Source organism: Corynebacterium sp. CCUG 70398, assembly GCF_024454055.1.
GTDB lineage: Bacteria > Actinomycetota > Actinomycetes > Mycobacteriales > Mycobacteriaceae > Corynebacterium > Corynebacterium genitalium.
Map to the genome: position 1 here is coordinate 90,692 of NZ_JAGPYZ010000002.1, position 16,272 is coordinate 106,963.

Genomic DNA, 16,272 nt, shown 5'->3' on the forward strand with positions numbered 1-16,272 from the left:
GGTAAGTTTGTGGACATGACTGAGCCCGCAGACTCTACTTGGATTCAAGCCCCCGACGGATACGCCCTGACCATTGCAGACGGTGCGATCCAGGCACGTAACGCCAAGGGCAAGGTACTGAAGTCGGTGCCTGCAAAGGTGAAGAAAACTGATGAATTCCTTGAGCTAGACAACCTGCTGACGTGGCTGCAGTCCCACGACGCTGAATGCGGCTCAACAGTGGAAACCTGGCTGCTGCGCTCGCTGCCTGTCCCCACCGCCGTCATTGCGGCTGTGTGGCCGGATGAGACATGGCAGTCCTGGCTGCGCGACCTCATCATCCAGCCGGTTGACGGTGAAGATTCTGATGCTGAAGAAGCCGGGTTTCTGCGGGACGCATCAGCGACAGATGACCAGATTCACCTCGGCATCGTCGACTTAGACGGCGAAACCCGCACCATCGTGTCGGACGAGATCCTCATCCCCCACCCTGCACTGCTTGAGGATCTTGCTGATTTGCGGGAGTTCGCCGCAGATCTCGGCGTGGAGCAGCGCTTCGACCAATTGCAACGCGCTGTCTATGAACTGCCCGACCCGCTTCCAGAGCCTGCCGTGACCAAGCTGGACACGTGGGCGAATGGTCGGTTCGAACAGGGACGTTTTGCCACCGGCCGCGCACAAACCGCCGGATTCGCCATCAAGGGCGGATTCGCGGTGGCTCGCATTCATGAAGCCGGCCGCCTTGTGGAAGCCCGGTACTGGATCGGGGCGAACGAGAACCCAGAGGTAGAAACCTGGACCGGTGAACTGCAGTGGGAGGTTGACGGCGAGACCGTCCCCGTGCGCGAACTCGGCCCCGTCGCCTACAGCGAAGGTGTCCGCATGGCCACATTCATTTACGCAGGCCGGTCAGTGGAAGGGGAGGGAAATGAGTGACAACCGAGCTCGCCTGGAACAAGGCGGCATCACGCTGCAGGCAGACGACACTACTTACCCGCTGACTGCGGCTACCTTCACGCACCCTGTCCTGCCCGGCCGCACCATCGTCCGGCTGATCCCGGAGCCGCTGCTGGAAGCAGAACGCCTCGCCTTAGAGGTGTCCGGGGTTGAGTTACAGGGAAGCACTCCGGTCGGCCACACGCGCCGCCGCGGGGTGGGTTTCCCGGCGTGGCCGATCCTCAACGATCCTGACAATGCCGAGCATGCGCTGAACCTCGTTGGCGACTTGGAGCGAGCGACCCGGCGTGCACGTCCGAAGCCCGGCGCCACCAAGCGAGAGATCTTAGAGCTGACAGCAGCGCTGGAGAACAGCGCCCCGCACTTCCTGCCGACGTTCCTGGAACAGGCTGCCCGCGTTTACTTGCGCGTGGGAAACCACGCTCACGCCGCGCATATGTTCGGCAGGGCGCGCGAAGCGGAACGCCGCTACGCACTGCCTATCAATGAAGAGCGCCACCGCGATGTCCTGATGGAATTCGCCTACGCCGGTGCCATCAACGCGAAAGCGCTCTCCGCTGAGGCACAAAGCCTCTCAGAACGACTGGAGCCGGCTGCCGCCTACGAGACGTTTCGCGCCCTGTGTGTGGAACGCATTCGCGGGGGTCTGACTCCCTACTCGGGGATGAAGAAGGACCTGGCTAAGTTGGCGAAAGCGGCTGGCCTGAAACCTGCCGACGAAGAAGTTCGCATCGTCTCTGAACTGCTACGGATCGGTTCCATCGAGCGCGCGAACGAGAGCTTCTGGAAGAGCTACAACGCCGCGATCCGCAAGGCGGCAGCGAAAGACGAGCAGTTGCGCGCCGTCCTGTTGACGCTGACACCGAAAGAAGCGAATAATGACAACTGGCTGGAGCTTCTCGACGCCTCCGGGGCACTCGAACTAGTCAAACAAGGCACCCACCCAGAGTTCGTGCCGCTCATCGTGTCATTCGCCTCCAAGCGCAGGTGGGGGCGGTGGGGGTCCCCAGAGCCGAGCAAGAAGCTGGCACCGGTGCTCGCGGACATTCTTCCGCACGCAGGATGCACGAGAGTGACGTTGTCAAGGCGCACGATCAATGAGATGCCCGCCGCAGTGCTCGAACAGTTGGCAGCTCACGACGTGGCGGTCGAGGTGGACGATGCCGGCCCCGAGACCTTCGTCGATATGAAGGCATGGGTGGACAGCGAGGATCGCGCACCCCTGCCGCATCTGGCAGCCCACGAGGACCTACGGAAATACCTCATCAACGGCATCAAGCGGGAGCTGACTTCCCCGGACGTTGTGTCGATTGTGTCCACCGACCCCGACCTTCGTCCCGTTTTGATCGAAATGCTCACTGAGCAGGTTGAACTACTTGAGTCGGCCCCGCCGACGGCCGACCGGCTGACCGAGGTGACCTCATTCGTCCGTCACTTCGAGTTCATTGCTGATGCGGAGGTGCAAGCCTTGCTGGACCGTGTGCGGACCTATCACAGCGATCTCGCCGAAGTGCTCGCTGAGACTCTACGCCGCGGTTTGCTCGATGAGTTGGGCTGGCCCGAATTCGAAGACGCTTACGCAAGCAACAGCAACAGGTACGACGAGGCCCGGCTGCAAGAGTGCTGGCCGGGTGTCGTGGCATACAACGGCAGCAAGGCCACGTATGTGTGCGGACGCACGAGCCACGACATCCAGAATTGGACCGGCGCATCCATTGGCGGCGTGACCGAAGTCGAGGGGCAGTTCGCGATCCAGCACTTTGACCCCTCCGCCGGCAAGAATTGCATCAACTGGTCTGGTTCCGACGAGCGACTCGCGGCCCGGACACGTCAATCCTGGTTTAACGATCCGGATGAATCAATTCCCGTCCCGGGTGGGCGGCTTGTCGACGCGAACACGATCATTCGCCCAGGCCGAGCGACGTGGAGCCACGGCAGCAAGCAGTTCTTCAACGAGGGCGACCGCTTTTGGATGGTCCAAGACGACCACAAGACGGTCAAGGTCGTTGAGATTGATCCGAAAACCGGCGCCAAAGGCCGCGAATCCTTGCCGGATTGGTTCGAGGAGCAACGCCGCCACCCCGATCTCGTCTTTGACCCGGCCCGCTCGCAGCTGCGACCCGTCACCGACGAGACCACGGGTTCACTCTTCTCAACTGCGGACGGCTATCACAGAAGCGCCGTGTTCTACCGTCCGGATGATCCGCACTCTCAGCTCGTTGTCGACGCTGACGGGACCGAGTATCCCGTTACCGGCACGTACGCTCCCCTAGTACGCGGTGTCATTCGCTTACCCGACGGGCAACCTCGTGTTCTTGCCGGAAACGGCCGCACCATATATCTCCTCGACCCCGATGACCTCATGCCCACGGTTCACCATGGAATCGGCTTCGAAACGCCCCTGTGGTGGCATCACGCAGTTCCGCGTGACCCCGAACTCAGTGCACGGTTACGCCAGATCACTGCAGAGGAGCTACGCCCGTTGATCGAGCGTATCTCGGCGCGCGGTCTCCCTACTGTCACCGTGATCCAGAAGGCGGTCTCCGAGCTGCTCGGGCTGCCCAGCTCTGCGGTACGCGATGCCGTCGCCAAGCATGCCGATGCTTTAGTGCACTCGTGGCCGGGCTGGGCCACCTCAGCCCCGACCCCCGCACTTCCGGACGCTCCAACGCTGAAGCACCACCTGCGCGTGCTCACGTCGGCAATGCACACGCACTTGACCAAGTTCGACGTCATGTCCATTTGGCGCGACACAGCAACGCTCGGGTTGCATGACCGCGAGCTGCCCAAGCACGCCCAAAAAGATCGCCTTCCTAGTCTGCGGCACTCGTGGGGCGATTTGCTGGGCAACACCGATGCGCTTCTCGCTCTCGCCGCTATTCCGGGCCGCACCGCTGGCGAGATTCGGGCCCTGAAGGAGCTGTGGTCCGTGCTGCGCGAATCCGGCCTTGTGGGCGCCGATAACCTGTTTGTTGATGTCCTGCAAATACCTGACGGGGTTGACCCGTTCCTCCGCGTCGCTCCCCCGCGGACACTGGAGATTGACCATGGCATCGACACGATCACCCTGTTGCGTGTTGATTCCGGCAAGCCCGTGGCCCGCAGAGGGCGCACGTTCACGCTGCTGGAACGTCGCGAGATCGCGCCAGGGCACACAGATCTTGAACCAGTCTTTGATGCACTAATGGAGCGTGTGAGGGCCAACGGACCCCAACCGTGGTCACCGGAACCGGGCGAGGCGTTCGCCGCCGCCAGCGGAGTATCGGTGACCGATGCGCACCTGATCATGGCCGGCTTCCCCAACTTTGCTGATTTTGAAGACAACTACCTGCCAAAAGAGTTGCGCACAGCACTAGGCCTTAAAGTCCAGGAAGCGCTGGATACGAAAAGAAGGCTGCAAGAAGTCAACGAGCACTTCTTGGCCGTCCTTGCTGCCGGTGTGCCTAAGGACCCAGCTGAGCTGCTGGAGGAGCTGCTGGAGCATGGACTGGACACCCAGGCTATGGCGGCACGCTGGCCCGGGCACCCTCCTGCCCCCGAACAGCTCCACGCTGACACTTCTGCCCGCGAAAAGCCCGCCGCTACTTTGGCCGACCGCAGACCGAAGTCTATGTGGGATACCACCTTCAGAGATGTCATCGCGGGCAAGCACGACAAGAGGTTCTGGGGCGAGGAGGTGGCTATGCTGCTCTGGATCGCCAACGATGTGGGCCTGTCCGACCCACTTCGCATCGCTTTGGCGGACTACGCCGAGGAGTTGGCGCAGTCCCCCGCCGGCCTGGGCTCCGTTCACCTCGGCCGCATTCGCGATTACGCCCATGTTCGCCAGCGTCTGGGACTTCCCGGCCCAGAGGAAGCCAGCATCGGATCGCAACACGCAGGGCGGTTCCGCATCGAATCCAATCACTGGCAAGACGCTTTGTACGCGGATTTGAGCGATATCACTGACCCGGACGATCCTGATCTGAACGTGGCGCGCCAGTGGGGTGTCGCCTTCGGTGGTGATGTCCAGACGCTTGCAGCGGTGGATGTGCGGTTGTCGGGCGGGCTGTCCGCGTACGCGCAGTGGCTGCGTGAGCCTGGTGAGGGGGATCCGCACGATCCGCTCGTCGTGGTCCCTGAGCTTGTCGCCGACGTCACCGCAGAGCTAAGCGTGAGTGAGGACGCTGCGCGGTACTACCTGCAATTGATTGCGTGGTCAGACCCGACCGACGCGAACGTGCGCCGTTGGAACAACTGGAAGAAGGCCGACATCACCCGCGCGGGCAAAGAACTCGCTGCGGTAGACCTCGTCTTAGAAGCGAAGCGGACTCGCTCTGGACGCAACTTCTTCTTGCCGGGCGGATGGCTTGAAGCCGCTCCCCCGCACGTGCCGCTGGAGCTGTGGAAGAAGGAGGCTTTCGGCATGGTCGTCTTGCCTGACTTCACCAAACCCCGTCCAATGCTGGGAGTGGCCGTGGCGCCCCTTCCGCCCACGTTGTGGCTCCCAGCGTGCTGGGAACGCTCCCGTGGTGATGACACACCGCAGTTCGGCGATCTGGAAACCACCCGGAGGACGCGCCAATGACGCAACCCAGTGCAGTCCGCCTTGAACAGGGCGGCATCACTACCGATGCAACGGACACGTCCGTACCACTCGTCGCGGCGAGCTACACCCACCCGGCGCTGACGAACCGCACCATCGTTCGGCTCGTCCCAGAGGCTCTAGCGAAAGCTGAGGATCTCGCCCTCGGGGTCGCCGGACTCGTCTCCCAGGGCCACGTCCACGTCGGTCACACGCGCCGCCGTGCAATCGGTTTTCCAGCGTGGCCAATTCTCACCGACCCAGCCAACGCGCAGCACGCGCTGAATCTCATTACCGATCTCGAGCGAGCCGGCCGGTACGCACACACGAAGCCAAAACGTTTCAAAGAGATCGTCGATGAGCTTGCAACCAAGCTGGACAATAGTGCGCCGCACTTCCTACCGACGTTCCTGGAAGAGGCCGGACGGATCTGTATCGCGGCGGAGAGTCCTCGGTTCGCGGCGCAAATGTTCACGCTCGCACGCGATGCAGAAAAGCGCCACCGCTTGCCTATCGACGAAGAGCGCCACCTCGAAGCCGTGATGGAATTCGCCTACGCGGGTGCGATGAACACCAAGGAGCTCAGCAACGAAGCGAAACGTCTCGCAGAAAGCATGGAGCCGGCCGAGACGTACCAGACCTACCGCACGTTGTGCGTGGAACGGGTGCGCGGCGGTCTCACACCGCATGCCGGAATGAAAAAAGAGTTGGCCAAGCTCGCCTCCGCTGCCGGATTGGATCCGGCAGCGGAAGAGTGCACCATCGCCAAGGAGATGCTCCGGGCAGCATCAATCCAGTACGCCGGCACGCATTTCTGGAAGAACTACGATAAAGCGATCTGCCAGGCTGTCGCGGAAGAGGACGACCTAGTAGACCGCCTCCTTTCGCTCACTCCCTACGGTGTGGACACCGACGTGTGGTTGAACCTGCTGAGCAAGACAGGAGCGCTGGAAAAGGTCAAAGAAGGCAACCACCCCGACTTCGTCCCGCGCATTCTGTGGTTTGAATCCATCCTGCGGGACTGGCCCCCGACCGAATCTGAGGACCTAGCGTCGGTGCTGGCCGACATCCTGCCGCACGCCGGGCTGAAGGAGGTGCCGTTTCCCCACGACCGGCTGAGCTATCTTCCCGCCGCCGTAGTCGAGCAAGTTGCCGCCTCCGGCATCCCCTTCGCCTTCTCTCGTCACGAACAGGCTGAATACATTGCTCTCGGGAGGTGGGCCCGCCGACCGGATCGGGAACCCCTGCCCCATCTCGCTGCAGACGAGTCACTGCGCGAAGACATGGTCGAGGGAATTACCGCCTGCCTGGCCTACCCCGAGATAGTGGATACGCTCGCCTCCGATCCGCACATTCGCCCCTTGGTGCTGGAGCTGCTCGGTGAGAGCGTGGAAAAGCTTGAAACTGGTATCCCGCCAGTCGAACTGCTGACACGTATCACCGGGTTCGCCCGGGGTTTTGAGCAGGTCGATGACCCTGATATCCAATCGCTCCTCGACCGAGTCCGGGTCATCCACCGCGACCCGGCCGTACCGCTGGCGGAGTCACTGCGCCGCGGCTTGCCCGACGAGCTCGGCTGGCCTGAGCTGGAACAGGCCCAGAGAGACTATGGGGAGTGCAGACAACTTTCCACGTGGCTTGACACCAGCGATTGTTGGCCCGGTGTCATTGTGGAGAACAGATCTGGCATCACATACCTGCGCGGCCGAACCTCCACCACGATCCCAAATTGGACTGGTGACAGCATTTTCGACGTGAAGGAAGTCGACGGCCAGTTCGGTCTGGCGACGTATCACGATAACAACCCCCGGGTGTGGTGGCCCGAAGCCCCGAAGGGCATGTCGAGCAACCTGAAACACTTTGACAGCCAAGGGTTGAGCGTCTCCGTGCCGGTACCCGGCGGGCGGTTGTTCGCCGAGGGAGTGATCATGCGCCCCGGTCAATCGACGTGGGCCAGGGGCAGCGAGCACTTCTTTGTGGATGGTGAGCGAGTATGGCTGGTCACGGACGAAAAGGTGCTGGAGATTGACCCAAACACCGGTGCGACAGGGCGCGCCTGCCTACCTGACTGGATGGAGGGGCAACGCCGCCGTCACCCAGACCTTGTGCTCGATCCGCAGCGTTCGCAGCATCGCCCGGTGACAGATGTGACGGCCGATTCGCCCTTTTCCACTGCGACAGGCTATCACCGGCACGCGGTGTTCACTCGCCCAGATGACCCGGACTTCTGCCTGATCGTGGACGCAGACGGAACCGAATACACCGTCACCGGTGCCTCCGCCAGAGTTGCGCAGGGCACTTTGCGCCGCCCAGGCGGGGGTACTTGGATTCTTTCCACATGGGCTTCGGACCCGGCAGTTGTAGACCCAGACGATCTCGCGCCGATCCCGCTGCGCGGCACCGATTCCGACTGCGCTATGTGGTGGCACCACACTCGCGTACGCGAACAGGAGGTAAGCGACCGTTTGCGGTCGATCACCGCCGACGACGTGCGCCCGCTGATTGACCACGCGCACGCCGAGCAAGCTGCGAGGGTCACCGAGAAGCTGTGCACAGCGGTCGGCGACCTGCTTGGTCTGGAAGATCCGGTACTGCGCTATGCCATCGCGTGCGTTGTTCATGACGTGACTAACTCCTGGCCGCAGCCGGACGCGGAGACACAGGCAGAAACATTGACACCGGCCCCGACCTTTGCGGAGCACCGGCACGTTGTTGATCCCGTCAAACGGTTTAAGCTGGATGCCTTCGATGCCGTTGACATTTGGAAAGGCGCGTCGGAGCTGGGGCTGCACGACCGTCACGTATCCACAAAACCGCAATTCGACTACCGCCGTCATGGCAGCAGCGACTGGATGCACCTGCTCGGTTTCGGCGATGCTTTGCTCGCCCTCGCGGCGATCCCCGGCCGGACTGCAGAAGAAGTCCAGGGGTTGAAGGAACTATGGACGGTGATGCGTGACGCAGGTGCTCTGGGAGCAGAGAACCTCGTGGTGGAGACGTATCAAAGCATCCCGTACCCGGCAAGCCGGGACAAGCAACTACCGCCTCAGTCGAAGAACCTTCTCTCGCCCTTCACGCGTGACGAGGTGATTGTTCGGGCTGCGGGCAGCGAACCTGTGACGGCGGGTGGTCAAGCGGTTCCGCTGAAGGATCGTGCGGAGATCCCTGCCTCGCGCACCGATCTTGAGCCGGTTTTCGATGCTCTGCTTGAGCGGATCAGTGCCGAGGGCCCGCTGCCGTGGTCGCCGGAGCCAGGCGAAGCTTTCGCCGCCGCCACTGGATCGCCGCTGGCGGATGCGCACTTGATCATGGCCGGGTTTCCCAACTTCCGCGCACTTGAGGTCAACTTCCTGTCGAAGGAACTGCGCACCGCCATGGGGTTGAAGGTGGATGAAGCGAAGCTCGCCCGGGAGCGGCTGTGGGACCAAAGCGAGCAATTCCTTGGTGTGTTGGCTGCGGGTGTGCCCGAAGATGCCAGCACACTGCTTGACGACGGTTTGGACACCGCATCCATGGCCCAGTTCTGGTCCCAACACGGACCCGCTTACCTTCCTGCGCTGCCACCCCACATCGCGGACCGGAAACCGAAGACGCTACCGGAAGAGGTGACGCAGCGCGTGGTCGCTGGCCGGCACGCGGACGGCGACGACTCGGAGACCGCGTGGGCTGAGGAGATGGCCGCCCTTTTCTGGGTAGCGAGCGAGCTGGATCTTTCTGACCCGCTGCGTCCCGTGCTAGCGGACTACGCTGAACGGTTGCACGCGAACCCGAGGGGAATCGACCACGTAATGATCGGTGTCGCCTGGGGCGACAAGTCCTGCAGCAAGCTGCGCCGCGCCATCGGTGTGCCGGAGAGGGTGCCCGGCGATGAGAGCCACAAGACCATCCAGTCGGGTCGATTCACCCTGTTCCAGGAGTCCTCGTCAGACTGGGTGTACCTCGACTTCACCGGAATCACCGACCCGGCTGACCCCGACTTGGCAGTGGCACGTGAGTGGGCCAGGGACTTGAGGGACTCCGAGCGGAGGTTGGTTGTCCAGGCGGCCGTCTACCATGTGCGCGGGGCTCTGACTGCCTTCGCCGAGTGGCTGCGGCAACCGGGCGACGGCGAGCCGCGCGACCCTCTCGTCTCCGCGCCTGGCCTGGTGGCGGAGGCGGCTGCTGCACTGGGCGTCAGCGAGGATGCCGCCCGCTACTACCTGCAATTGCTGGCATGGCCGGATCCCACAGACGCCAACGTGCGCCGCTGGAACAACTGGAAGAAGGCCGACATCACCCGCGCGGGTGATGAGCTGGTCGCCGCCGATGTCGTTGTGGCCGGGAAACGGCCCCGTTCAGGGCGCAGTTTCTTCCTCATGGGCGGCTGGATCGATGCGACTGCTCCGGAGTTGCCCATCGAGCTGTGGAAGCTCAGTGCGTTCGCCATCGAGCCGACGGGATACCGTGGCGTGTACGAACCCCAGTTGGGTATTCCGGTGGCACCGCTGCCGCCGCCGGATTGGTTCGCCGCGTGCTGGGAGCGCTCGCAAGGTGAGGATGCACCGCGTTTCGCCGAACTGGAAACCACCCGAAGGAGACGCCGATGACGCAACAGGTCGTGCTCGCTGAAGAGCGCTACGCCAAAGAATTGGAGTTTCTGGAGCGCTGGGACACCGGCACGCGTCCGCCGGGGTGGCGGCTCACGCCGCGTGCCGTGGTCACGTTCATCATGGGCGGGGCCGATTTGAAGGCCGGCCGCTCGAGACTGACCATTGCGCCGAAATATGTGGGCGATCCCGCACTTGTGGAACGCTGCGTGATCACACTCGCCGGCTCGCGCGGACTCATGCTCGTCGGTGAGCCCGGCACCGCCAAGTCCATGCTCTCGGAGCTGCTGTCGGCCGCGATCTGCGGAACCTCCGCGCTGGTCGTGCAGGGCACCGCCGGCACGACCGAGGATCAGCTGCGCTATGGCTGGAACTACGCCATGTTGCTCGGCCAGGGGCCGACGCGGGAGGCGCTTGTAGCCAGCCCTGTGATGCGCGCCATGGAGCAAGGCCAGATCGCCCGGATCGAGGAGATCACCCGCTGCCTGCCGGAGGTCCAGGACTCGCTAGTGTCGCTGCTGTCGGAGCGCCGCATCGCTGTCCCCGAGCTCGGGGATATGTCCGTCGCCGCGACCGAAGGGTTCGGTCTCATCGGCACAGCGAACTTGCGCGACCGAGGGGTGTCTGAGATGAGTGCTGCTCTGAAGCGCCGCTTCAGCTTTGAGACGGTCCACCCGATCGCCGACCTGGACGCCGAAGTCGCCCTCGTGACAGCCCAAACAAAGCGGGCGCTGGAGACTGCGCAGATCGACACGCCTGTCGACGATGTCGTGGTGGAAGTGCTGGTCACCGCGTTCCGCGACTTGCGCGCCGGTGTGAGCCGCGAAGGGTGGCCCGTGGAAAAGCCCACCACGGTTCTCTCCACCGCAGAAGCTGTGTCCGTGAGCACCTCGATCGCCTTGTCGGCCGCCTACTTCCCCGCCCGCAGCGACGGTTTGCGCGACCTGGCCGGCCACCTGCTCGGCGTCGTCCTCAAAGATGACCCCGCTGACGCTGACCGTTTGCGCGGCTACTGGGATGCGGTTGTTCACCGCCGGGCCGAGGAGGGTGCTGCTCCGTGGCGCACCCTGTGGGACCAGCGCGAAGAACTCGCCTGACATGGCCAGATACAACACGGAAGTTCGACAACCGGAGGTTGCGGGGGCCGTCGATAAGCTCGCCGGCGAGTCTGTGTACCTGATCGGTGTGCGCCACCATTCCCCGTCGCTCTCACGCGTGCTGCCGGAACTTTTAGACCACGCGCAACCGGATGCGCTGGTGCTGGAAATGCCGGAAGAAGCAGCGCCGTGGTGCGAATGGATCGCCCACCCCGATGCTGTCGCACCGCTGGCGTTCGCAGTTGCTGATGACGGCGGCGGGATCAGTTTTTGGCCGATGGCTGACTTCAGCCCGGAGCTCACCGCACTGCGTTGGGCACACGCGCACGGGGTGCCGGTTATCTGCGCGGACCTCTCCCCCGGCGCGAGCCCAGCCGAGGGGGATACACCCGATGTCAGCGAGCACCCCACCTCGAGCGTGGGCCGCTTCCTTGACACCTACGTAGGCGCCGACCACCACGACGACGCGTGGGACCGCCTAGTCGAAGTGCCTTCTGCCGGGGCGAGCGGCGAGGCGGTCCGGCGCGCCGCGTTGGCCTTCGGCTGGGCGTACCGGCAGGGCCAGCCGCTTGATGCCCGTACCGCTGCCCGCGAAGCCTCCATGCGTGAGGGCATCCGCCGCGCCCGCGCCGAACACGGCCCCCGCATCGCGGCAGTTACGGGCGCGTGGCACAGCCCGGCGCTCACCGAGACCCGCATCAGCGAAGACGCGACAGTGGACGCCGCGCTGCTCAGCGAACTTCAGCCGCTGCGGAACAGCCGCACAACAACGGCGAGCCTGGTCCCGTATTCTCACGCGCTGTTGGATTCTCGGTCGGGCTATCCCTCGGGCATTCGCGACCCGCGCTGGCAGGAGGCGGTGCTGGAGTACGGGGGCGACCGGGCTGCGTTCGAGGACGCCGTGGCTACTTTGCTGACCCGCATGGCGTCCGGCATCCGCGCGCAGGGGCACCCCTGCGGCCCGGGTGAGATCCAAGAGGCGCACCGCATGGCGCTCGATCTCGCGGCGCTACGGGCACTCCCGGTGCCGGGGCGCCGCGAGCTGTTGGAAGCGTGCACAAGCGTGTTCGCCCAGGGTGATGTGCTCGGGCGCGGGCGCGTCGTCGCCCGGGTCGCCCAAAGCATTCTCGTGGGCGCTGACGTGGGCCAGCTTGCGCCGGGTACTCCGAAGTCCGGATTGGCCCCCGAATTCCTCGCACAGATTGAGGATCTGCGCTTGCCCGGACCGGGGGAGCCCTCGCGCGAACTCACGTTGGAGCCGCTGCGCCTGAAAAACTCGTCGCCGCAAGACACGCTGGACACCCGCCGCGAGGTGTTCTTACACCGCTGCCGAGTCGCCGCGATCGGCTATGCCGTTCCCGACCACGTCGCTGGTGTCGGAGGCGCACAGGCAGTGAGTACGCGGTGGACGGTGCTGTATGACGCCGCTACCGATGCCAGTCTCGCCCGTGCCTCCCGCTACGGAGTGACCGTGGAACAAGTCGCGGCGGGCACGCTGCGCGCACGCCGGCCGAACCCGGTGGACGATGCGGATGACGTGACTGCCGACTATGTTCTCGCCACGGGTCTCGCGGATGCCGCCGCCGCGGGCCTGCTCGACGAGTTCGACTGGTGGCTGGGTGCGGTGGCAGACACGCTGCCAGGTCGCGCCGGAGTGAGCACATTGGCAGGCGTGCTCACTGCCGTAGTGGCCATGAGCGAAGGAACCGTGGCGGGGATGCTGGGGGTGGGGCCGGAGCGTCGTAAAGCGATCGCGGAAGCGCTGGACATCCTCTCGCGCGCCGCGGTCGCCCAAGTCAGCGGGCTTGCAGGCAGCGACGAACCGGACGATGCCGCCGCGTTAGGGCATCTTGTCGCGCTGCAGCACACCGACTTCGGAGTGCGGCTTGCGCACACCCTCACAGGATTCGTCGCAGATGCGTCCCCGCTGATGCAGGGCGCAGCTACCGCACTATTGCACCGGCTTGGGGCACAACCGGAGGATCTGCCCAGCATCGCTACGCGAATCCGTGCTGCCGCCACCTCCTCGGGCCGGATGGACCTGCGCCGCTGGTTGACGGGGTTCATCAGTGCGAGCCCCGAATTGCTTACCGACGATTCCGACCTCCTCGACGACCTCCGCGAAGGCGTCGAAGATCTCGAAGAGGCTGTGTTCATCGCCCGCCTTCCCGCGTTGCGCGGCGGTTTCGACCCGCTGTCCGCCGCCGAACGTGAACGTCTCATGGACGCTGTCGGTGCTGACCGGGCGCGCCCTGTCAACGTGCCGGTCGAAGAGCTCGGCCGCTGGGCAGCCGACGACATCGCCGCCTGGGAACGCCTGCAGCGGCTCGGGCTGGCGTCTGCGGCACTGACGCCGGCGCAGCGGTGGTCTTTGGTGCTGGGACGGCGACGTGAGGAAAACCCGTCCCCTACCCAGCGCCGCTTGGCGCGCAGTCTCGACCAGCTTTACGGACGCGGCGAAGGTGAAGGCTCCACCGCCGGGTCCATGGGCGGGCGCGCCGGCAACGAACCGCCCTACCCCACAGCACGCGATTGGGTCGACGAGCTCGACGCGCTCTTCGGTGAAGAGGTGCGCGAGGACATCGCGGCCACCGCGGTAGACACGCGCCACCCGTACGCCATGGAGCTGCTCACAGAGACGCAGCCGCGCGCATCCGTGGAGTTGCTAAGCGACGTTCTCACCCTCGCTGGCGGCGTGCCCGAATCCGTCCTGGACAAACTGCGCCCGGTGCTTCGGCGCATGGTCGAGGAACTGACACAGGTGCTGGCCAGCCAGCTGCGTCCCGCCCTGCGCGGCTTGCAAGGATGGCGTCCCAGCACACGCCCCTCCCCGGAATTGGACCCGCTGAGCACGATTCACCGCAATCTGCGCCACGCTGTGCTTGACAGCGACGGCACACCCCAGCTGGTGGTGGCCACACCGATCTTCCGCCAACCCATCGCTAAACGGTCCGAGTGGCATGTCATCGTTGTCGTGGATGTGTCTGCATCGATGGAGCCATCGACAGTGTTCGCGGCGCTCACTGCCTCCATCCTGTCCGGGGTAGACGCTTTATCGGTGACGTTCCTCGCGTTCTCCACCGAGGTAATTGATCTCAGCGGGCATGTCTCGGACCCTCTATCTCTGCTGCTGGAGATCCACATCGGCGGCGGCACGAACATCGCGGGAGCACTGGCAGTGGCCCACGAGCACGTGACTGTGCCGTCGCGCACGCTGCTGATCACCATCAGCGATTTCGACGAATACGGCTCCGTGGAAAGGTTGTTGGCCCGCGTTCAGGCGCTCAACAATGCAGGGGTGCGGCTACTCGGGTGCGCCGCCCTGGATGACACAGGGCAGGCCCGGTACAACGTAGGAATCGCCGGGCAGCTCGCGGACGTCGGCATGGCTGTCTCCGCGGTCTCCCCAACAGCCCTGGCCCGGTGGGTGGCAGAGCAGGTGCAGCAATGACGCACACGGATTCCCGCCACGACCTGCCTGGCATGGACCCGGCCTTTGTCGCCGCCACGATCGAGGCACTCCCCGGCCGCCTGCAGAAGCGCCTGGGCTCCGCCGACCCGGACAGTTGGACGATCAGCGGCACCACCGCGACCGTCGGCACCGCCACTGTGACGCTGAACCCGCCTGCCAGTGCGGAATGCGACTGCCTGCTCAGCCCACGATGTCTCCACCTCGCCCAGGTCCTCATGGCCTGCCCGCCTGCAGCGGCCAGCCCTGACGACACCGCAGATCCCGCAGAATTGTCCGAGCCCGCCGACGTGGACGGCGCCGCAGATCCCGCATCCGTCGACGAGCCGTTATCGCTCACTGATGACCAGTTGGCCACCCTTTCCCTCGCTGAAGAATGCTTAAGGGGCTTGCTTGACCGCGGATTGGGCGGCCTCACCGCGATGGACAGTTCGTCGGTCCTCTGGACTGTGTCCGCTGGGCGAGTGCAGCGCCTTCCGTTATTGGCGGGGGCGTTCGCCCGACTGCACGGTGAATTGAGTAGTGCAGACGGGCGAGTGACGGAGGCTGCCATCTCGCTATTGGTCGATGCCACGTTAGCGACCCACCAACTGCGGCACGGTCACGAAACGAAAACACTGAGCATCGATGCCGTCGGCACAGCGCGGCGAACCTACCAACCGGTGGGTGGTTTGAAGCTGCGCGGATGGGCGTGCGAGCCAGTGTTGACCAAGTCTGGCTACGCCGGCGTGATCACCTACCTTGTCGATGAACGCGACGGCTACGTCTGGCAGCTGCCGTCTGTGGTTCCCGGGGATGAGACACAGGTGGATCAGGCGTACCGCGCCAGCGCTGGGTTTGCTGAACTTGGGCTGAGCCACCATGATCTTGCTCGCGGCGGGCTGCTGCTCACCCACGCCACCGCCTCGGCCGACGGCAGGTTGGGCCGTGGCGCGAAGGTCCGCGCGAGCGCTCGCACCCCGGATGAGACCGCTGTGCCAGCGCAGGGCTGGTGGATCGGTGACGGCGTCCTGGCTGGAGTGGAAGACGACGGCCAGCACCCGGTACTCGTTGTTGAGACTGAAGATGGACCGCTACGCTGCCAGGTCACCACGGCGGCTGAGCGGCTGGGCATCCCGGCGTTGCGCGTGCTGGCCAGCGCTGTGGGAACACAAGTCCAACTGCGCCTGCGGGAGCGGCGGCCGGAAGAACCGGGCCGGTCCCCGTGGGTGCTCATCGGAGTCGGCCACGACGGCACCTGGGTGTTTCCCGGGCTGGACCGGCCGAATGAGCATTGGCTCGGTGTCCCCCAAAACGTCGCGCCGAAGGCGGTGGCATCATCGCGGGTGGAGCCGGCGACGGTGCTGCGGCGCTGGCGTGATGCTGTCGCCAGGCAGGGGCGGCGCGGGGCGACGGGAACCAACCGTGACCGTCTCATGGCCGATGCCGCCTGGCTGCGCGCGCACGCTAGCGGACACCGGGCGGACCTCCTCGAGTGGTTAGCCGATGCCGCCGCGGCAGGCACCCGCGGGTTCGACGGGCGTTTCCGCGCCGACGTGAGCGATCTCCCCCGCCGCTGGCTCGCTGTTGCCGCCGTCTGTTAGCCACGAATAAAATTCACGTGGCTTTCTTGCACCCTGC

General features: G+C 64.6%; 6 protein-coding genes. All 6 read left to right on the forward strand.

The features are described 5' to 3' along the window. The first annotated feature begins 15 nt into the window (after positions 1 to 15). The 6 genes from KBX07_RS03015 to KBX07_RS03040 are packed head-to-tail and all read left to right on the forward strand — an operon-like array spanning position 16 to position 16,235. Positions 16 to 915 carry a DUF4132 domain-containing protein gene (locus tag KBX07_RS03015; protein WP_256002331.1) on the forward strand — a complete coding sequence of 300 codons (900 nt, stop codon included), beginning with the start codon at positions 16 to 18 and terminating at the stop codon, positions 913 to 915. Beyond that, on the forward strand, positions 908 to 5,503 hold the full coding sequence (locus KBX07_RS03020; RefSeq protein WP_256022978.1) for a hypothetical protein: 4,596 nt from the start codon (positions 908 to 910) through the stop codon (positions 5,501 to 5,503). Before KBX07_RS03015 ends, KBX07_RS03020 begins: the two co-directional genes overlap by 8 nt. Then, the gene (locus KBX07_RS03025; RefSeq protein ID WP_256022980.1) at positions 5,500 to 10,086 is read left to right on the forward strand and encodes a hypothetical protein; all 4,587 of its coding nucleotides are present in this window, start codon (positions 5,500 to 5,502) and stop codon (positions 10,084 to 10,086) included. The genes KBX07_RS03020 and KBX07_RS03025 overlap by 4 nt, the downstream gene beginning before the upstream one ends. Then, entirely contained in the window at positions 10,083 to 11,183 is a 1,101-nt protein-coding gene (locus KBX07_RS03030) for an AAA family ATPase (protein ID WP_255994474.1), read from the forward strand. The genes KBX07_RS03025 and KBX07_RS03030 overlap by 4 nt, the downstream gene beginning before the upstream one ends. Position 11,184: 1 nt before the next feature. Continuing rightward, entirely contained in the window at positions 11,185 to 14,634 is a 3,450-nt protein-coding gene (locus KBX07_RS03035; RefSeq protein WP_256022981.1) for a DUF5682 family protein, read from the forward strand. Continuing rightward, entirely contained in the window at positions 14,631 to 16,235 is a 1,605-nt protein-coding gene (locus KBX07_RS03040; protein WP_256022983.1) for a hypothetical protein, read from the forward strand. The genes KBX07_RS03035 and KBX07_RS03040 overlap by 4 nt, the downstream gene beginning before the upstream one ends. Positions 16,236 to 16,272 lie beyond the last annotated feature (37 nt).

Coding starts and splice junctions, on each gene's coding strand:
- KBX07_RS03020 (WP_256022978.1), top strand. CDS start 908: ATGAGTGACAACCGAGCTCGCCTGGAACAAGGCGGCATCACGCTGCAG.
- KBX07_RS03025 (WP_256022980.1), top strand. CDS start 5,500: ATGACGCAACCCAGTGCAGTCCGCCTTGAACAGGGCGGCATCACTACC.
- KBX07_RS03035 (WP_256022981.1), top strand. CDS start 11,185: ATGGCCAGATACAACACGGAAGTTCGACAACCGGAGGTTGCGGGGGCC.
- KBX07_RS03030 (WP_255994474.1), top strand. CDS start 10,083: ATGACGCAACAGGTCGTGCTCGCTGAAGAGCGCTACGCCAAAGAATTG.
- KBX07_RS03040 (WP_256022983.1), top strand. CDS start 14,631: ATGACGCACACGGATTCCCGCCACGACCTGCCTGGCATGGACCCGGCC.
- KBX07_RS03015 (WP_256002331.1), top strand. CDS start 16: ATGACTGAGCCCGCAGACTCTACTTGGATTCAAGCCCCCGACGGATAC.